The organism is Clostridia bacterium, from assembly GCA_012841935.1.
Taxonomy (GTDB): Bacteria; Bacillota; Peptococcia; order DRI-13; family DTU073; genus DUTS01.
Genome location: DUTS01000040.1, coordinates 1 through 18,862, shown reverse-complemented (window position 1 = coordinate 18,862; position 18,862 = coordinate 1). Strand labels below are relative to the sequence as shown.

Below are 18,862 nucleotides of genomic sequence, written 5' to 3'. Positions count from 1 at the left end.
TTTACTGTCTTCGTCTTATTGATATTGGGAATAGTTATTCCATTAGAGCAAACTACTAGGTTTTTTATCCCCACGTCTATTCCTATGGATTCACCCGCTTGGACTTTACTTTCAGCTTGTGACAGTCATTATAAAATGACGGTTTAGTCCTTTTTCTGCTTTTAAACTTAGGCTTAGCTACGTTATTTGATACTTCATTTAGCCAAGATAGTTCTGTTTGCTTTAAAAGGGTAATCTCTTTACGTATATCATTGTCGCTGATAAATTTACCGCCGTTCTTGTAGTTTTCTTCTTAACTTTTTTGGGGAGTTCCCCCCTTTTTTTAAAATACACACAAGCCAAAGGAGGCACCTTAATTCTTAAAGACTGCTCCTGTCCCTGCCAAGCTACAGACTCACTAATTAGCCTACCTTCATTACGTTTTCCCGAGCCACCATACTTTTTCAAATCACTATTAAATATTTCTCGATAAATACCGGGGCTAGGCACACCTATACGAAAATCTTCATAATACTCAGGTGTAAAATTGCATAAAACAACAACAAAATCATCAGGTTGTTTACCCCAACGCACGAAAATCAAAATACTTTGTTCCTGATTATGGCAATCAATCCACTGAAAACCTTCCCAGCCCTGTTCTTGTTCCCAAAAAGGTTTTTCATGACGGTAAAGCCAATTTAATTCCTGTATATAATCTTTAAAATTACTATGCATGGGAAAATCAAGTAAATGCCATTCTAAAGCCTCATAATAACGCCATTCAATAAACTGGGCAAATTCTCCCCCCATAAATAATAGTTTTTTACCGGGATGAGCCATTTTATAACCTAAAAAAGTTCTCAGATTAGCAAATTTTTGCCAGTAATCACCCGGCATTTTTTCAATTAAAGAACATTTGCCGTGAACTACTTCGTCATGAGACAAAGGTAATACAAAGTTTTCCGAAAAAGCGTACATAAAGGAAAAAGTCAATAAATTATGATGCCACTTGCGATAAATAGGATCTAAGGACATATATTCCAAACTATCATTCATCCAACCCATATTCCATTTAAAATTAAAACCCAATCCACCAGCATAGGTCGGTCCTGTTACCAAAGGCCATTCTGTTGATTCCTCGGCATACATTAGAGCATATGGATATTCGGCAAAAATTATTTCATTTAATTTTTTAATAAAGGCAATAGCTTCTAAATCACCATTACCACCATATTTATTAGGAATCCATTCACCATATTCTTTACCATAATCAAGATAAAGCATACAAGCTACCGCATCTACCCGCAAACCATCAAGATGAAATTTATCAAACCAAAACAAAGCATTAGAAATAAGAAAACTGCGTACTTCAGGACAACCATAATCAAACTTTAAGGTACCCCAACCCGGAATTTCTTCTGAGCCAAATAAAGGTGTACCGTCAAACCACGCCAAACCATGAGCATCCTTACAAAAATGAGCTGGCACCCAATCCAAAATTACTCCAAGACCTTTTTGGTGGCAGCGATCTACAAAATACATAAAATCATGTGGTGTACCATAACGGCTAGTCACAGAATAAAAACCGGTAATTTGATAACCCCAAGAACCATCAAAAGGATATTCACTAATAGGTAATAATTCAATATGGGTATAACCCATCTCTGCCACATAATCAACCAAATGATCAGCTAATTCACGATAAGTATAAAAACTCCCATCAGGCTTGTGCCGCCAAGAACCCAAATGTACTTCATAAATTAACTGAGGACGATTAAAAGGATCATTTTGTTTTTTTCTCCGGGTCTGCCATTCATGATCTTGCCATCTATAACCAGCCAAATCATAAACCCGTGAGGCCGATTTTGGTCTTACCTCTGACCAAAAAGCATAAGGATCAGCTTTATGTAAAATTTCACCATAATGAGTTACAATTTCATATTTATAACTATCTAAGTTTTGGGCACCAGGCACAAAGGTTGTCCAAACACCTGACTCTTCAATTTTTTGAAGTGGATTGGCCTGACCATGCCAATTATTAAAATCCCCCATTACACGAACTTCCACTGCATGGGGGGCCCACACCGTAAACCTTACACCTTTTTTACCCTTTTCTTTGCCCAAATGAGCTCCTAGCATTTGATAACTTCTAAATAAATTGCCCTGATGAAATAAATATATTTCATAAGGAGTCGGACTAGCTTTTTTCACTGCAGTACTCCTTTCTGTTCACAATTTTATAAAAGTTTTTAGTTAATGTCAAACTGCCAAACCTTAATGAGTTTTATGACTTTGCAGCCATAAGCTTGCAGCACCTATTAATCCAGCCCAATAACTTTGTTTTGCTTTATAGATCTCTACCTTATCCCTAATTGTGGGAAAAATATAATTATTAATTTTTTCCCGCAGTCGTTTTCCGACAATTTCCTCAGCTTCACTTACTCCTCCCCCCAAACTAATTTTATAAGGATTAAATAAATTTATTAAATTAGCTAAACCCACAGCCAAATAAAAAATAGTTTCCGCCACTATTTTTTCCGCCAAGCAATCACCTTGACGAGCTGCTTGAAAAATTAATTCTGTAGTCAAATCCTTCCCACTTAAAAGGGAAGTATTGGATTTTTCCAAAGCCTCCTTGGTTCTAGCCACAATTGCCGGACCGGCCACCAAAGTCTCCCAACAACCCCTACGGCCACAAGCACACTTTTTACCATATGGCTCAATAACCATATGACCAGCCTCCAAACCTGAACCAAATCTTCCTGTATATAACTTACCATTCAAAATTAAACCTGAACCGACACCAGTGCCTAAGGTAATACTTAAAAAAATGGGAGCATTTTTTCCGTAACCATAATAATATTCACCTAAACAAGCCGCATTAGCATCATTAACTAACCGCACTGCTAGACCGGTCTCCCTGATCAAATAATCACTAATTGACTGATTACGCCATTTTAGATTAGGACTATAAAGACAAATTCCCTGTAAACAATCTATTTCCCCCGGCAGAGCTACCCCCAGGCCCAATAAATTTGTTCCAGCAAACTGAATTAATTGCCGGCTGAGGGAAACGATTTGCTTTAAGACATAGTCCGCCCCTTTTTCCTTAAAAGTGGGAACTACCAGTGATTCCAAAATTTCCCCCTGTGAATCAACTAAACCAGCCTGAATAGTTGAACCCCCTACATCGATACCTAGGGCTAGATTCGGCATCAGTACTTTCACCCCCCAAAAAACCAAATTCTGGTCAATTTATACCATTATTACCGTTTATCAAGTGTATCAAACCATCTAAATATTGTCTAATCGCAAATGAATTTTAAATAACGATAAAAATGAATTTATATTCATAATTCTTCTCTTCCCACACTATGTTTTAATGAATCATAAAAAACAAAGGAGAAATAAATGCAAGCCATAATTATCGGACAAAGTATAATTGCCGGTTTAGCCACAGTACTGGGAGCTGGCATCGTTATCGTTACCGGCCAACCCGGCAAAAAAACCCTAGCACTCCTATTGGGATTTGCCGCCGGTGTAATGGGAGCAGTAGTTGTTTTTGATTTACTACCATCAGCTTTAGTATACAGTAATTTTATTACTACCCTTTTAGGATTTTTTTGCGGACTATGTTTTATGCTTCTTCTAGAATTGATTATTCCCTTTTTTCCTACATTGAAAAAAAAGAAAAAAAACGTCCAGCAAGAGCGTTTTTTAAAAATGGGCTATTTAATAGCCATTGGCATTGCCCTACATGATTTACCAGAAGGAATCGCTATTGCAGTAGGCTATGCCGCCCAAGAAAATCTAGGTTTAATTATTGCTTTAGCTATTGGGCTTCATAATATACCAGAAGGCATGGCTACTGCAGCCCCCTTACTGATGGGAGGATTAACACCCCAAAAAATAATTTTGATCTGTCTTTTAATTAGTCTTTTCACCCCTTTAGGGGCTTTATTAGGTATTGCACTAGTAACCCTTACCTCTCATGTCATCTCTTTTTTATTGGCTTTGGCCGGTGGGGCCATGGCCTTTATCGTCTATACCGAACTATTTCCCGAAGCTCAACAACACAACAAAAGATTAGCCTATTGGGGACTCGGCCTCGGTTTTTTATTAATCCTACTTCTCAATTATTTACATCATTAATAGGAAAGTCCCCCTTGGCAAAAACTAAAGACATTAATGAGGGGGAAACACCGTGCAAAAAACATTACTGATTTTTATCGGCCTAACTAGTGGTCTTATAAATGGACTTTTAGGTATAGGTGGAGGAACTATTTTAATTCCCGCTATGGTTTTTCTTTTAAAAGAAGAACAGCACTTAGCCCATGGTACCTCTTTATCTGTTATTCTTCCTACTGCTGTAGTGAGTGCTTTTGTTTACCAAACATATCAACAAATAGACTGGACTTTAGTAATTAAAATAACTGTAAGTGCCATGTTGGGCGGTTATCTGGGTGCACGTCTTATGCAATATATTCCCGGATTGTACTTACGTAAAATTTTTGCAGGTTTTATATTGATCGCCGGACTAAAAATGCTGTGTTAATTTATATCATTGGTATAGCCATGGGCATTTTAAGCGGACTAGCCCTAGGTGGAGGCACCCTTCTAGTACCTGCTTTAGTTATTTTTCTAAAAACCCCCCAACATATTGCCCAGGGTATTTGCCTAACCGTTTTTATCCCTACAGCTTTGATTGCCGTAATCACTCATTTTAAACAGGGAAACGTGAAACTAAGTCTTACCCTTTATTTAGCCTTGGGCTCACTCATCGGTGCTTTTCTAGGAGCCATTTTAGCCAATCAGCTTCCTGCTCCTTTACTAAAAAAAATCTTTGGCTCCTTTTTATTACTAATGGGGCTTTATACTTTTTTTTCTAAATGAATGTTATCCATGAGGTTAAGCATTTTTAAAGTGGCCTTAATGGCTGCTCCGGTTTGATCAGAATCCAAACCACGAGTCTTAAACTCCTTTTCCCCTTGCCAAGTAATTACTGTTTCCACCAAAGCACTAGTATCACCACCAGGAGGAATAGTAACCACATAATCAATCAAAGCCGGCAGAGATTTATGCAAACGCCGGTAAATTTTTTGCAGAGCCTTCATAAAAGCATCATACTGCCCCGCTCCTGTAGCCGTTTCCTCAAAAATCTCACCATGAACATCTAAACATAAAGTAGCTACTGGACTTAATTCTTTAGCATAACAAACATAAAAATTTTTCAACTTAATATTTTCACTAATTAATTTACTACCTAAAACATCGGAAATTATATAAGGAAGATCTTCAGTAGTAATATTATCTTTTCTGTCTCCCAATTCTACAACCTTGGCCGTTACTTTTTCAATGGCTTCATCTTCAAGTTCAATCCCCAATTCGGCAAGGTTTTTAATAATACTAGCCTTGCCCGAAGTTTTACCCAAAGCATATTTTCGGAAACGACCAAACCGTTCCGGTAATAATGCATTTTGGTATAAATCACCCTTACTATCACCATCAGCGTGAATCCCACAGGTTTGCGTAAAAACATGCTCACCGACGATTGGCTTATTGGCCGGCACCCGAATTCCGGAAAAAGCCTCCACAATACGACTGATTTTACTCAGCTTATTTTCCCGCACCTGAAGAGCCAAACCGGGAATCTGATCTTTTAAAACTCCGATAACACTAGCAAAAGGAGCATTACCAGCCCTTTCCCCCAAACCATTCACTGTAGTATGAATACCTTGAAGACCACTTTTCACCGCTGTAAATACATTGGCCATCACCAAATCATAGTCATTATGACCATGAAAGTCAAAATGCACATCTGGAAAACAAGAAAGCATTTCATGAAAATATTTCCCCGCCACAGTGGGATTTAAAATACCCAAAGTATCAGCTAACATAAATCTAGCTGCTCTATCTTGAAAAGCCTGCACCAATTCCCGAACATATTTAGGTGAATCAGACATACCATTAGACCAATCTTCTAGATAAAAATTTACTTTTAAACCATTTTGCAAAGCATAATCCACCACAAAATCAATATCTTTTAAATGCTGAGCACAACTTTTCCTCAATTGATTTTTCACATGATGAGCCGAGCCTTTACACAACAAGTTTAAGACAGAGGCCCCTGTTTCCAAAAGCCAATCTACTGACCGCTGACCATCTACAAATCCTAAAACTTCAATTTGCCGCAGATAACCCTTCTTTTTACCCCAGGCCACAATCTTCCTTACTGCTTCTTTTTCCCCTTGAGAAACCCGTGCAGAACCTACCTCCACACGATCTACTTTCACTTCTTCGAGTAACATTTTCGCCATTGATAATTTTTCATCTACCGTAAAAGAAACACCCGGTGTTTGTTCCCCATCACGCAAAGTAGTATCCATTATTTCTACTTGCATCTTTTTCACCTCCCAAAATAAAAAAACTTTTGCCCCGGTAACAGGACAAAAGCCATAAACCACCCGATACGACATACTAACATATGTGTTCCCGCTAACGGGGGAAAGCCGTCAGTACCTACTTTTAATTTTCAGCCTGCAACTCCGGGGCGATTTTCACTATTTTTTTACTACTGATCGGCTCTCACCTAACCCGACTCTCTGTACCCTTCAAAAAATAACTACTGACCCCTTCAACGTCTTTAACAATTTTTTTTATTATAAATCATTTCCCTTCCTTTTGCAACTAGAACACAAATTAATCCTGATTAACACCTTTATCGATCCCGTTCCTGAAAAGATGGTGATAAAACACTTTGAGAAATAGGCCCAAATTCCGCAGACCTTAAATTCAAATGTCTATATTTAGAATTAAACATTTCTTCCCTTAAATTAACCCAAGTAAATTTTATCAAGTCATCATAACCACTTTCACCTTTCCGATAACTAGTCCTATCCAACTTCCACTCTAACCTTGCCAAAGCAGTATCATAATCTAAATCACTGAAGCGATTATGAGCAAGAACCTCCTGTTTAATTAATTCCATTAATTCATCCAAGATTAAAAGCCGACCGCGACTGCCTACTTCTTCTTTTCCAGCAGCTCTTAATTGCCGCAAATGTTCTTGAAAATCCTTAGTTTCTTCACCTAATTGTTTGGCCAAATCAATTGCTTCTTGTACCATCTTCCAATTATAATTGCCATCTTTCAAATGAACTTGTAATTCTGCTAATCTAAGCCTTTTTTGCAGTTCCTCCGAACTTTTTGAAGAAAACTTAATGCCAACTAACGAATACTCAAATGCCCTTAAATTTATACTCATTTGCATTAGCCTCACCCCACTCTATTATGACAATTGTAAACTATTCTGTCAAGTACCCTTTTTCCACAGCTTCTTGAAAAAGCTGCCAAGCATAATCCCACAAAACAGGGGAACTATCCTTAATCAGGGCATTTCTTTCTAAAACCTGCTGTTTTTCTATTTGATGTTCTTGCCACGATTTTCCTTGTGAAGCATAATTTAAAAGTAGAGGCTGCAAACGATCCAAAGCCGCAGCATAACGAGCCTCAGGCGTAACTCCTGTTTCGAATTCTAACCAAAGTGCGGTTAATTTTTGAGCCTGATCTGCAGGCAAAATATTAAAAATCCTAGCTGCGGCTTTTCTTTCTTTTTCTGCTTGCTGAGCTCGTCCTGCTAAATCATAACAATAGGTATCACCAGCGTCAATTTCTACCAAATCATGAATCAAAACCATTTTTAAAACATGCAGTAAGTTAATTTCTTCTGGAACATATTCCTGTAAAACACAAACCATTAAAGCCAAATGCCAAGAATGCTCTGCACTATTTTCCTTTCGAGAACCATCAGTTAAATAAGATTGCCGCCAAACTGCTTTTAATTTATCAATTTCAATAATAAATTTTAATTGTTCACTTAACCTTTTTTTCAGCAAACCAATTCCTTCTTTCCTTATTAACAAACCGCAGATTAAAAAGCACTTTTAATCGCGGCTTGTGGACATTTTTCTTTCATTAAAGCTAAAAATTCTTCCTTTTTCAGGGGAGAAATAAGTACTGATTTACTCCGCCCATAACTAATTTCTAAACGATCCAAGGAAAGGGCCGGTGCAGATAAAATACTTTCAGAAGGGGTAATTGCCTTTATTTCCACCAAAGGAATAGCTTGACGGAAAGGCCCTGATTTAATTTTCAAATCCCTTTCTGTTACCAAATAGCCAGTTCCCCACCACAACCAACCAATAAAAGCAAACAGTAAAACAAAAGTAGCCACAAAAATAAAATCAATTTGCTTTTGCAGCCACAACTGCCAACCAACTAGGCCAAAGGTTATTACCAAAGGAAGCCAAACCACGATCCCCAACCATAAATCACGCTTAGAAGTAAAGTAAACCATGATTAATAAGCAGGAATGGAATTATAAAGGAAATTATCTTCCGGTGAATCATAAAGCATCTCCTGAACAAAACCCTGCTGTTCTACATCATAAGTAAAACTTTCTAATTTCAAATTAGCACCTGTGGGAACTAAGACAGTAATTTTAGATTTTAAGTCCTCCATCTCCTGAGAAACAGTAAAATAAACATTACCTAATTGTACATATTCGGCTAATAAAGGATAAAATTTATCACCGGCTTGAACCATTAAAAGCCACTGCTGACCATCATCCCACATGAAATTACCTTTGGCATCCTGTGCAGCCATCGTATATAACCCGATAAAATCAGTTTGGCCATCATTGGTTAAATCAAATTCAAATTCCTCTATTTTTGTCCAAGAAGCGTCTGACCGGGGATCTATTTCACAGCCTTGAATAATCATCTGCTCAGTATCAGGATCAGTGGTGGTATCTGATCTCCCCACTTGACATCCACTTAAGACTAAAGACATTGCCAGTAGCATGACTAGAACCCACAGCTGTTTCCTCATTTTTTAACCACTCCTCTTATCTATTTTTCTAAATACCATTGTAAGGTTCTTTTTAGAAAATAGCAATCAAAATCACCGAGGTGCCATTTATTTCCGCAAAGTGGCCAAAAAATCCCGCATTCTTTGCACAGCTTTTGCTACTTGTTCCGGGGAAGTACCCCCATAAGTAGAACGCCTTTTTACCACATTTTCCAGCTGCAAAATTGTAAAAACAGTTTCCTCCACGGGCAAATCTTGAGGAACAAATTGCCTTAATTCTTGTAATGACAAATCAGTAAGGACCCGCTCCTTAGCTAAACAATAATTTACCAATTGCCCCACTAAATGATGTGCTTCCCGAAAACTAAGTCCTTGTTGAACAAAATAATCAGCTAAATCAGTAGCATTAGAAAATCCCTTTCCGGCGGCCGCTTTCATTTTTTCCTTTTTAAAAACAATCGTTTTTAAAAAAGGAATAAAGATACGCAAACAAGCACTGACCGTATTTACACCATCAAAAAGGGCCTCTTTATCTTCCTGCATATCTTTATTATAGGTTAAAGGAAGACCTTTGAGCATAGTTAATAAAGTAATTAAATCACCATAAACTCTAGCAGTTTTCCCGCGAATCAATTCCACCACATCGGGATTCTTTTTTTGAGGCATCATTGAAGAACCAGTACTAAAAGCATCATCGAGTTCAATAAAGTCCACCTCTTGACTAGCCCAAAAAATAATTTCCTCACAAAATCGTGATAAATGCATCATAATTAAAGCCAAATCTCCCAAAAACTCAATTACAAAATCCCGATCAGAAACACTATCCATACTATTTTCGGAAACACGGGAAAAACCTAATTCACGGGCCACCATTTCCCGATCCAAAGGATAAGTAGTACCAGCCAAGGCCCCAGCACCTAATGGTAAAACATCTACTCGCCGCAGACAATCCTGCAAACGTTCATAATCACGTTTAAACATTTCCGCATAAGCTAATAAATGATGACCCAAGGTAACTGGTTGAGCAATTTGCAAATGGGTATAACCAGGCATGATTGCTTGGTGATGTTGATCAGCTAAATCAACCAAAGTAGTCAATAAATTAATTAATAGTTCTTGAAGATTAGTAATCTGATCTTTAACATACATTCTTAAATCCAAAGCTATCTGATCATTACGGCTTCTCCCGGTATGCATTTTTTTGGCTACTCCACCTATTTTCTCCGTAAGTAATAATTCAATATTTAAATGAATATCTTCGGCCTTTATAGAAAAATCCACCTGACCAGCCTCGATTTCACTTGCCAATTCCTGCAAACCATTAATAATTTTCTCGGTTTCCGAAGGGGAGAGCACCCCAATTTTTCCTAACATACGGACATGAGCCATACTACCCAAAAGATCATAGTGGGCTAAAGATTGATCAAAAGTAATAGACGCCTGAAACTCCTCTAACAATTCCGCAGTTTCTTTTGCAAACCGCCCACCCCATAATTTCATTTTTCTACCTCCCACTGCAGTTGTTGTTTCATTAAAGCTCTTACTTTTAAAGGTAATCCAAAGAGATTGATAAAACCGGCGGCATCTTGCTGATTATAAACTTCGTCTTTACCAAAAGTAGCCAAATCCTCACGATATAATGAATAAGGTGATTGCACACCTGCTGGAAAACAATTACCTTTATAAAGTTTTAATTTTACTGTACCACTTACTGTTTCCTGAGTCACATTAACAAAAGCATCTAAGGCCTCCCGTAAAGGGTGAAACCAAAGACCATCATAAACCAACTGTGCATATTGCTGAGCCACCAATGTTTTATAATGGGCAGTAAGACGATCTAATGTTAAGGATTCCAATTCTTGATGTGCTTGATAAAGCACGGTTCCGGCGGGAGTTTCGTAAACCCCGCGTGATTTGATACCTACTAAACGGTTTTCCACTAAATCAACAATCCCCACACCATTAATAGCCGCAATTTGGTTTAACTTTTCAATTAACTGCACCTCTTCCAGCACTTCACCATTTAAAGCCACCGGAATCCCTTTTTCAAAGGTTAATTCTAAATAAGTAGGCTGATCTGGTGCCTTTTCCGGAGGTGTAATTATATTTAATAAATCTGGAGCTGGCTCCCAACCCGGATCTTCTAAATCAGCTCCTTCATGACTTAGATGCCATAAATTGCGATCCATACTATAGGGACGCTCCCTACTAACTGGTACCGTTATTTGACGGGCCTCGGCATAAGCAATTTGTTCTTCACGGGATTTGATTTCCCAAATACGCCAAGGTGCAATAATTGTCATTTCCGGTGCCAAAGCTTTAATTGCCAATTCAAAACGCACCTGATCATTACCTTTCCCCGTACAGCCATGTGCAATAGCTGCTGCTTTTTCCTGTCGGGCTATTTTCACTAATCTTTTAGCAATTAAAGGTCGGGCAAAGGCGGTACCCAACAAATATTTCCCTTCATAAACAGCCCCGGCCTTTAAAGTAGGAAAAATATAATCAGTAACAAATTCCCGACGAGCATCTTCAATATAAATTTTAGAGGCACCTGTTTGTAGGGCTTTTTCTTTTAAAGGTACCAATTCCTCACCCTGACCGACATTCACAGCTACAGCAATTACTTGATAACCATAATTCTCTTTTAACCAAGGAATAATTACCGACGTATCTAAACCACCCGAATAAGCCAAAATCACCTTTTTCATCATTCTACTCCCCTCCAGATAATAATGCAGCTAAAATAGCTTTATGAGCATGTAATCTATTTTCCGCCTGATTGAATACTTGTGAATACGGTCCAGCCAATACTTGAGAAGTAATTTCCTCTCCCCGTTTGGCCGGCAGGCAATGTAAAACAATTACTTCTGGTGCCGCCAAACGTACTATATCTTCATTTATTTGATAATTTTTAAAGACTTCTTTTCGTTTAAGGGCCTCCTTTTCTTGCCCCATACTTGCCCACACATCTGTATATAATACTTGTGCTTGACTGGCTATTTCCTGAGGGGAAGAACTTATCTTTATTCTCCCACCTCGAGCTACCGCCAAAGCCACAATTTGGGGATCAGGTTGATAACCCCTCGGGGAAGCAATTCCCACTTCCAAGCCCATTACTGCCCCAGCCAACAATAAACTATGGGCCACATTATTGCCATCACCCAAATAAGCCAATTTAATCCCCTGTAATCTACCCAAACACTCCCGCATAGTTAACAAATCAGCTAAGACCTGTGTAGGATGAAATTGATCAGTTAAACCATTAATTACGGGAATATCCGCATATTCGGCCAATTCTACAACAGTTTCTTGACTAAAAGTACGAATTAAAAGACCATCCAAATAACGTGATAAAACACGGGCCATATCCTTAATTGGTTCACCTCGGCCCATTTGCAAATCAGCTTGATTAAGATAAAGGGCCAAACCACCCAACTGAAACATACCCACCTCAAAAGACACTCGCGTACGTGTAGAAGGCTTTTCAAAAATCATACCTAAAGTTTTTCCTTTTAAAAGAGGCCAAGCCAGACCCCTTTTTTGTTTGGCTTTTAATTCTGCAGCCAAATCCAAAAGATATTCTATTTCGACTGTTGTAAAATCGGCAAAAGATAAAAAATCTCGTCCCCGCAAAACCATTTTTGTAACCCCCTTAATCGTGCAGTACCTTCCCCATAATTTCTACAGCCTTATCCAAATCAGCCTGTTCAATATTCAAAGCTGGAACTAAACGCAAAACATTACGTTTAATACAATTAACCAATACACCTTTTTGCAGACAACTTTCCTGTATTTTTTGACCATCAACAGACAATTCCAAACCCAATAACAAGCCTAAACCTCTTACCTCTTTAACAGCAGGCATCTCCTTAAATTTACTTTTTAAATACTCACCTTTAGCCTGAACCTCTTTCAAGAAATCACCACTAGTCAATACCGTTAAAACAGCCAAAGCGGCACTTGTAACCAAAGGATTACCCCCAAAAGTGGAAGCATGATCACCAGGCTTAAACACATCGGCCACTTTAGCCGACGCGATTAAAGCTCCAATAGGCATTCCACCACCTAAACCTTTGGCTAATGTAAACAAATCCGGCTGGACACCATAATGCTGGTAAGCAAATAATTTACCGGTACGTCCACAACCAGTTTGCACCTCATCTAAAATTAATAAAAGATCATGTTGTGCACATATTTTTTGCACACCGATTAAATAGGCTTTACTTGCCGGATAAACCCCCCCTTCACCTTGAATAGGTTCCAATAAAAGGGCACAAGTCTGGGGAGTAATGGCCTGTTCAAGAGCCTCTAAATCATTAAAAGGTACATATTTAAAACCTTTGGGCAAAGGCTGAAACCACCTTTGATAAACAGTTTGACCAGTAGCTGTCAAAGCACCTAAAGTACGACCGTGAAAAGAATCTTCAGCCGTAATTATTTCATAACGTTCTGGTCCATAATTTTCCCGCGACCATTTACGAGCCAATTTAATGGCTGCCTCATTAGCTTCAGCCCCACTATTACAGAAAAAAACCTTTTTTCCCTGTGAACAATCACTCAATTTTTTAGCCAAACGTACTTGAGGTTCATTCCAATATAAATTAGAACAGTGAATCAATAATTCGGCCTGTTTCTGAATTGCCTTAACAACCTGTGGATAACAATGACCCAAATTATTAACAGCAATACCACTTACCAAATCCAAATATTTGTTACCCTGGGCATCCCAAACATAACTACCTTTACCCCTCACTAAAGCCAAATCATGCCGTAAATAAGTAGACATGATATAATCAGTCCCCATTTGCTTAATGGTTTCATTATTCATTGTTCTCCTCCTATGTTTTATAATTACTATTCAACAAAACATATTTCTCCGTAAGATCACACCCCCAAGCCTTAGCCGTAAACTTTCCGGCTTGTAAATCAACCCTGATTACTATTTCCTCTTTTCGCAAAATTTCTTCTGCTAAAGCCTGATCAAAGTCCACACCTTTTCCTTGGGCCATAATTAAAAGTTCCCCCAAATAAATCAAGACACGCTCAGGAGCAAATTTTATGCCGGAATAACCCAAAGCACAAGCAATTCTACCCCAATTGGGCTTACCTCCAAAAAGTGCCGCCTTTAATAAATTAGAACTAGCAATTATTCGTGCTGCCTGACGAGCCTCAGACAAACTAGCGGCATTACTTACTTCTACTTCCATTAATTTTGTAGCACCTTCACCATCACGAGCAATCATTTTCGCTAAATAAAGAGATATTTGCTGTAAAGCTTGAACAAAAATATAGAAAGCCTCACTGTTTTTGGCAGTAATAGGAAAATTCCCGGCCAAACCATTAGCTAAAGCCACCACTGTATCATTAGTACTGGTCTCCCCATCTACCGTAATTTGATTAAAGGTGGACTCACTGGCCAATTCCAGAGCTGTCTGTAAACATTCCGGGGTAATTAAGGCATCAGTACTGATAAAAGCAAGCATAGTAGCCATTTGGGGATGTATCATTCCTGCACCTTTGGCCATACCACCGATCACTATTTTTTCCCCGCCAATTTCCACTTCCAAGGCTAATTGCTTAACTATAGTATCTGTAGTCAGAATCGCTTTAGCGACAAAACCTCCGTTAGCTTTAGATAAATTTTGAGCAGCTTGCCTAATACCCTTTTCCACTTTTTCCATAGGTAAATAGGTACCAATCATGCCAGTAGAAGCCGGCAAAAACTGTTCAGCCCGACAGCCTGTCGCTTGTCCGGCAATTACCGTCATCTGATAAGCATCTTTTAAACCTTGCTCACCTGTACAAGCATTAGCACAACCACTATTAACCACAAACCCATACAACTTCTTGTTCTTGGCCAAATACTCCCGGGCAACCTGTACTGGGGCCGCCGCAAATTTATTAGTGGTAAAAACCCCGGCCCCATTGGCAGGTTTTTCAGAAACAACCAAAGCCAAATCATTAGTTTTATTAGCCTTTAAACCTACCAAACCCACACCAGCCTTAAAGCCTTGTGGAGAAGTAATACCACCATTTTTCAAAACTACATATCTCATCTAGATCACCTACTTTAATGTTTTTAAGGATAAAGAGCTGCAGCAGACAAACCGATCGTTTCCGAAAAGCCGCACATTAAATTCATATTTTGTATGGCCTGTCCGGCGGCTCCTTTAATTAAGTTATCAATTACCGAAATAATTATTAAGCGTCCCTTACTTTCTTCTAAACTACAACCTAAAGCACAAAAGTTTGTACCTTGTACCCATTTTATTTCTGGATAATTATCCTCATAAAATTTAATAAAAGGTTCATCTTTATAATATTTTTGATATACTGTTTGGATTTTATTTAACGAAACCGCAGTAGATAAATAAATAGTGCTCAACATACCTCGAGTTAAAGGCACCAAATGCGGGGTAAAGGTAAGTCTCACCTCCTTATACCATTTTATCAACTCCTGTTCAATTTCCGGTAAATGGCGGTGTGCCGGGAAACCATATGGTTTCACATTTTCATTACTTTCAGCATATAATGATCCTTTTTTTAAACTCCGCCCCGCCCCACTAATTCCGGATTTACTGTCTATAATTATATCAGGTTTTACCAGTTTTTCCTTTAACAAAGGATATAAAGCCAAAAGGATGGTGGTAGGATAACAACCAGTATTAGCCACTAAATTTGTTTGTTTAATCTGCTGACGATAAATTTCCGGTAAACCATAAACAGCCTGCTCTAATAATTTTACCGATGGGGCTTGTTTTTTATACCAGGTTTGATAAACCTCTGGACTTTGCAAACGAAAGTCAGCCCCTAGATCAATAACCTTTTTATTTAACACTAGGGCCTTTTCCACATAAGGAGCACTTAAACCATGAGGTAAGGCCAAAAAAATGACCTCTGCTCCCTCAATTAAAAAAGGATCTGTCATAGCCCGACAAATTAAATTTACTTTATCCCCCAAATGAGGATAAACCTGACCATAATTCTTACCAGCATAACTCCGAGAACCTAAAGCAACAATCTCTACTTGAGGATGCCCAGATAAAAGCCTCACCAATTCCTGTCCCGTATAACCAGTAGCCCCTAAAATACTTACTTTAATCAAAAAAACACCCCCTTACCATTTCTATAATTATACACACATATTAATAATTATTCAATAGTCCTAATAAAAAAACCGCCTTAAAAGGCGGCTATTCATTTAAATCTCCTAAACTCGAAACAACCATAGAACAATAATTACGCGTAATTTTTTGACGTTCAGCTTCACTAATAACTTCCTCAACAGCTAATTTTTTTTCTGCTAATAAATCTATTTCCGGAAACTGTTTTAAAATATTACCCTTTTTATCAGCAATTAACTTTACCACAGGTTGAGTAGTCCGCTCAAGAGGTATATCTATTACCACTCCAATCATACCATTATTTAAACGAATGGCCGTACCTACCGGATAAGGAGCAATATTGCGGCAAAAAGCTTCAACAATATCGGGATGAAAGGCCTTTTCGCTTGCCGCCTTTATTTCTCTTAAAGCCTGATAAGGATATAATCTATCTTTGCCCCGATTCACCAAATTATCAAAACAATTAGCCACATTGACAATAGCTGCATAAAGGTGAATTTCTTTTTCTTTAAGCTGACGCGGATAACCAGTCCCATCATATCTTTCATGATGCTGATAGGCCACATGTGCCACTAAAATACTCAGAACTTTTTCCCTTCTTAAAATTTCAAAACCGTATTCAGTATGTTCCGGACCGGGATTTAAAGATTTACCCAAATCATGCAAAACAGCCCCCATAGCCAAAGTTTTTAACTTTAATTCATCCAAGCCCAGATTCCTACCAGTTAAAATACTTAAAACACTTACCCCTATGGAATGATCATAAAGAAAAGTATCGGCATAGCGTAAATCTAATAACTGCATTAAAAGATTAGGTGCACTTTTTAATTCATCCAATATTTGATTAATCAAGGCACTAATAGGACGTAAATCTAATTTTTCATGTACCTGCACACTATGAACCACATTACGCAGGGCACTAGCTGTTTGAATTTTCACCCGCTCATTAACTATTTCCTCTACTTCCAAGGAACCTAAAATTTCATCCTCGACATAAATAAATGTTAATCCTAACTCCTTTAATCTTTTTATAAAATAAGGATTAAGCATAACTCCCTTATTTAATAATATACGACCAGCGTCATCATAAATAGTTCTGGCTACTCTCATACCTGTTTGTAAATATTTGCATTCTACCATCCGCATGTCTGATCTACCCCTATTTAAATTATTGCCGCTAAATTTAAAAACATAATTAAACGACCATCTATTTTGGCAATTCCCCGAATATATTTTTTGGCTAACTTTGCTTCCCTCTTAATTTTTTCTTGATTAATACGTAAAACCTCACCGACTTCATCTACCAATAACCCCAACATTTCTCCCGCCTCCTGGATAACAATAATTCGGGCTGCCTTACTTTCTTTTACTTTTCCCAAATTTAAAACTTGTTTTAAATCAATAACAGGAATTATATTTTCCCGCAATTCACAAATACCTAATACATAATCAGGTGAATTAGGCAGTTTCACCAATTTTAACGGTCGTATAATTTCTTGTACATTCAAAACATTTATCCCATATTCCGCCCCAGCTAATTTAAAAATAACACATTGTTTTTCCATTTCCCTCCCCCTTTAGACATTCCCCAAATAAACATAATCTAAATATTGTGCAGCTATTTTTTGTGCCTCCCACATGGTCTTTAAGGGAGTGCCCGCCAAGCTTAACTTATAATTAGGAAAATAACGTAATAAATGCAGCGGAATTTGTCGATCTAAAGCAGCTATCCATTGAGTCAAGGCTTTAATTTGCTCCTGATCATCGTTCTTTCCTGGAATTAACAACGTAGAAATTTCTAAGTGACAATTCTCCGCCAATAATTTGGCACTTTGCAAAACAGGGTGTAATGTAGCCTGACATAATTCTTGATAAAACCCTTCCTCAAAGGCCTTTAAATCTAGATTGACCGCATCAATAAAGGGAAGTAATTGCTTTAAAGGTTGAGGGTTTAAATATCCATTAGTAACTAAAACATTTTTTAAACCAGCTTCATGAGCCAATTGTGCAGTCGCCAATAAGTATTCATACCACATTAAAGGTTCAGAATAAGTATAGGCTAGTCCAATATTACCCAAGGGTACTAATTCTTTTGCTCTGGCTACAGCCGCTTCAGGAGCCAAAAAATAATTATTCACTTTCTCTTGTTGGGCAATTTGCCAATTTTGGCAAAAAGCACATCTTAAATTACAACCAAAAGTCCCCAAAGATAAAATCTTTTTTCCGGGGAAAAAATGATACAATGGTTTTTTTTCTATAGGATCTAAAGCCATAGCAGTAACCAAACCATAATTTTGCACTACCAATTTACCGGCCACATTTTTTCTCACCCGACAGCGGCCCTTCTCTCCCTCTTCCAAAAGACAAGCATGGGGACAAAGCAGACACTGTATAAGATTATTATCTTTTTTTACCCAATGGGTTTCCGGCATTTTTGGCAAAACTCCCTTCACAGTCAAAAATAACGTGTAACCTTAAAACGTTCCAATTTTACTTTTTCATGAGCCTCAATACCGGCCTTGGCCTTAGCTATAGCTACCTGTTCGGCCACTGTGTTTACCCCCTCCAAATTAGGTAATAATAATCCCCTACGAACCCCCCGCGTAACAATAACCCCATAAGTATGTGGATCTAAATCTTCCAGAGAATTCACCTTTTCCGGTTCTTCTAAAATATCCACGGAAAATTCCAGTTCTGATAATTCCTCTAAAGTAACAGGTGCAAAACGCGGGTCACTTTTGGCTGCTGCTACCGCATTATAAATAATTTCCCAAGCCAAATTATCCCGTGTAGGAGTAATAGTACCTATACAACCCCTTAATTCACCTTGTTTTTTTAAGGTAACAAAAGCACCCGCTTTTTGCTGAGTTAACTCCTCAGCTTCTGCG

20 protein-coding genes and 1 pseudogene are annotated in these 18,862 nt (G+C 38.1%); 3 read left to right on the top strand and 18 right to left on the bottom strand.

Features of this window, described 5'->3' with window-relative positions; genetic code table 11:
* The 3 genes and pseudogenes from GX687_02445 to GX687_02435 all read right to left on the bottom strand — a co-directional run bounded on the left by GX687_02445 (window position 1) and on the right by GX687_02435 (window position 3,195).
* A pseudogene (locus tag GX687_02445) lies at window positions 1-292 on the bottom strand (transposase).
* Entirely contained in the window at window positions 223-2,190 is a 1,968-nt protein-coding gene (glgB, locus tag GX687_02440) for a 1,4-alpha-glucan branching protein GlgB (protein HHX96310.1), read from the bottom strand. The pseudogene GX687_02445 and the gene glgB overlap by 70 nt, the downstream one beginning before the upstream one ends.
* A 63-nt stretch (window positions 2,191-2,253) precedes the next feature.
* Entirely contained in the window at window positions 2,254-3,195 is a 942-nt protein-coding gene (locus GX687_02435; protein HHX96309.1) for an ROK family protein, read from the bottom strand.
* Between the two features lie 195 nt (window positions 3,196-3,390).
* On the opposite strand from GX687_02435, the gene GX687_02430 reads away from it, so the two are divergent.
* The 3 genes from GX687_02430 to GX687_02420 are packed head-to-tail and all read left to right on the top strand — an operon-like array spanning window position 3,391 to window position 4,872.
* Window positions 3,391-4,131 (top strand): ZIP family metal transporter, encoded by a 741-nt coding sequence (locus tag GX687_02430; GenBank protein ID HHX96308.1) that lies wholly within the window; start codon window positions 3,391-3,393, stop codon window positions 4,129-4,131.
* A gap of 52 nt (window positions 4,132-4,183) precedes the next feature.
* Window positions 4,184-4,534 carry a sulfite exporter TauE/SafE family protein gene (locus GX687_02425; protein HHX96307.1) on the top strand — a complete coding sequence of 117 codons (351 nt, stop codon included), beginning with the start codon at window positions 4,184-4,186 and terminating at the stop codon, window positions 4,532-4,534.
* Complete coding sequence (locus GX687_02420) at window positions 4,528-4,872, top strand: sulfite exporter TauE/SafE family protein (protein ID HHX96306.1); 345 nt, start codon at window positions 4,528-4,530, stop codon at window positions 4,870-4,872. The genes GX687_02425 and GX687_02420 overlap by 7 nt, the downstream gene beginning before the upstream one ends.
* Here the strand turns inward: GX687_02420 and GX687_02415 are convergent.
* From GX687_02415 to amrA, 15 genes are all read right to left on the bottom strand, one after another.
* Window positions 4,851-6,380 carry a 2-isopropylmalate synthase gene (locus GX687_02415; protein ID HHX96305.1) on the bottom strand — a complete coding sequence of 510 codons (1,530 nt, stop codon included), beginning with the start codon at window positions 6,378-6,380 and terminating at the stop codon, window positions 4,851-4,853. The two genes, GX687_02420 and GX687_02415, sit on opposite strands and share 22 nt — an antisense overlap.
* 317 nt (window positions 6,381-6,697) lie before the next feature.
* Window positions 6,698-7,243, bottom strand: coding sequence for a hypothetical protein (locus GX687_02410; protein HHX96304.1), 546 nt, complete (start codon window positions 7,241-7,243; stop codon window positions 6,698-6,700).
* A gap of 40 nt (window positions 7,244-7,283) precedes the next feature.
* Window positions 7,284-7,874 (bottom strand): HD domain-containing protein, encoded by a 591-nt coding sequence (locus GX687_02405; protein HHX96303.1) that lies wholly within the window; start codon window positions 7,872-7,874, stop codon window positions 7,284-7,286.
* A 35-nt stretch (window positions 7,875-7,909) separates the two neighbouring features.
* On the bottom strand, window positions 7,910-8,335 hold the full coding sequence (locus GX687_02400; protein HHX96302.1) for a PH domain-containing protein: 426 nt from the start codon (window positions 8,333-8,335) through the stop codon (window positions 7,910-7,912).
* Window positions 8,336-8,337: 2 nt separating this feature from the next.
* Window positions 8,338-8,868, bottom strand: coding sequence for a hypothetical protein (locus tag GX687_02395; protein HHX96301.1), 531 nt, complete (start codon window positions 8,866-8,868; stop codon window positions 8,338-8,340).
* 87 nt (window positions 8,869-8,955) lie between these two features.
* Window positions 8,956-10,347 (bottom strand): argininosuccinate lyase, encoded by a 1,392-nt coding sequence (gene argH / locus GX687_02390; GenBank protein ID HHX96300.1) that lies wholly within the window; start codon window positions 10,345-10,347, stop codon window positions 8,956-8,958.
* Window positions 10,344-11,558, bottom strand: a complete 1,215-nt coding sequence (locus tag GX687_02385; GenBank protein HHX96299.1) for an argininosuccinate synthase — start codon at window positions 11,556-11,558, stop codon at window positions 10,344-10,346. The genes argH and GX687_02385 overlap by 4 nt, the downstream gene beginning before the upstream one ends.
* 4 nt (window positions 11,559-11,562) lie before the next feature.
* On the bottom strand, window positions 11,563-12,489 hold the full coding sequence (gene argF / locus GX687_02380; protein HHX96298.1) for an ornithine carbamoyltransferase: 927 nt from the start codon (window positions 12,487-12,489) through the stop codon (window positions 11,563-11,565).
* Between the two features lie 13 nt (window positions 12,490-12,502).
* A complete protein-coding gene (locus GX687_02375) occupies window positions 12,503-13,678 on the bottom strand; it encodes an acetylornithine transaminase (GenBank protein HHX96297.1) in 1,176 nt (391 codons plus the stop codon).
* A gap of 10 nt (window positions 13,679-13,688) precedes the next feature.
* On the bottom strand, window positions 13,689-14,906 hold the full coding sequence (gene argJ, locus GX687_02370; GenBank protein ID HHX96296.1) for a bifunctional glutamate N-acetyltransferase/amino-acid acetyltransferase ArgJ: 1,218 nt from the start codon (window positions 14,904-14,906) through the stop codon (window positions 13,689-13,691).
* A gap of 23 nt (window positions 14,907-14,929) precedes the next feature.
* Window positions 14,930-15,955, bottom strand: a complete 1,026-nt coding sequence (locus tag GX687_02365) for an N-acetyl-gamma-glutamyl-phosphate reductase (protein ID HHX96295.1) — start codon at window positions 15,953-15,955, stop codon at window positions 14,930-14,932.
* A gap of 88 nt (window positions 15,956-16,043) precedes the next feature.
* Window positions 16,044-17,120 (bottom strand): HD domain-containing protein, encoded by a 1,077-nt coding sequence (locus GX687_02360; GenBank protein ID HHX96294.1) that lies wholly within the window; start codon window positions 17,118-17,120, stop codon window positions 16,044-16,046.
* A gap of 17 nt (window positions 17,121-17,137) precedes the next feature.
* Entirely contained in the window at window positions 17,138-17,539 is a 402-nt protein-coding gene (locus tag GX687_02355; GenBank protein HHX96293.1) for a chemotaxis protein CheW, read from the bottom strand.
* A gap of 12 nt (window positions 17,540-17,551) precedes the next feature.
* A complete protein-coding gene (gene amrS, locus GX687_02350) occupies window positions 17,552-18,406 on the bottom strand; it encodes an AmmeMemoRadiSam system radical SAM enzyme (GenBank protein HHX96292.1) in 855 nt (284 codons plus the stop codon).
* Window positions 18,407-18,429: 23 nt separating this feature from the next.
* The coding region (gene amrA / locus GX687_02345) for an AmmeMemoRadiSam system protein A (protein HHX96291.1) at window positions 18,430-18,862 on the bottom strand (433 nt) is incomplete at its 5' end.

Coding starts and splice junctions, on each gene's coding strand:
- GX687_02435 (HHX96309.1), bottom strand. CDS start 3,195: ATGCCGAATCTAGCCCTAGGTATCGATGTAGGGGGTTCAACTATTCAG.
- GX687_02430 (HHX96308.1), top strand. CDS start 3,391: ATGCAAGCCATAATTATCGGACAAAGTATAATTGCCGGTTTAGCCACA.
- GX687_02415 (HHX96305.1), bottom strand. CDS start 6,380: ATGCAAGTAGAAATAATGGATACTACTTTGCGTGATGGGGAACAAACA.
- GX687_02410 (HHX96304.1), bottom strand. CDS start 7,243: ATGAGTATAAATTTAAGGGCATTTGAGTATTCGTTAGTTGGCATTAAG.
- GX687_02400 (HHX96302.1), bottom strand. CDS start 8,335: ATGGTTTACTTTACTTCTAAGCGTGATTTATGGTTGGGGATCGTGGTT.
- GX687_02395 (HHX96301.1), bottom strand. CDS start 8,868: ATGAGGAAACAGCTGTGGGTTCTAGTCATGCTACTGGCAATGTCTTTA.
- argH (HHX96300.1), bottom strand. CDS start 10,347: ATGAAATTATGGGGTGGGCGGTTTGCAAAAGAAACTGCGGAATTGTTA.
- GX687_02385 (HHX96299.1), bottom strand. CDS start 11,558: ATGAAAAAGGTGATTTTGGCTTATTCGGGTGGTTTAGATACGTCGGTA.
- argF (HHX96298.1), bottom strand. CDS start 12,489: ATGGTTTTGCGGGGACGAGATTTTTTATCTTTTGCCGATTTTACAACA.
- GX687_02375 (HHX96297.1), bottom strand. CDS start 13,678: ATGAATAATGAAACCATTAAGCAAATGGGGACTGATTATATCATGTCT.
- argJ (HHX96296.1), bottom strand. CDS start 14,906: ATGAGATATGTAGTTTTGAAAAATGGTGGTATTACTTCTCCACAAGGC.
- GX687_02360 (HHX96294.1), bottom strand. CDS start 17,120: ATGCGGATGGTAGAATGCAAATATTTACAAACAGGTATGAGAGTAGCC.
- GX687_02355 (HHX96293.1), bottom strand. CDS start 17,539: ATGGAAAAACAATGTGTTATTTTTAAATTAGCTGGGGCGGAATATGGG.
- amrS (HHX96292.1), bottom strand. CDS start 18,406: ATGCCGGAAACCCATTGGGTAAAAAAAGATAATAATCTTATACAGTGT.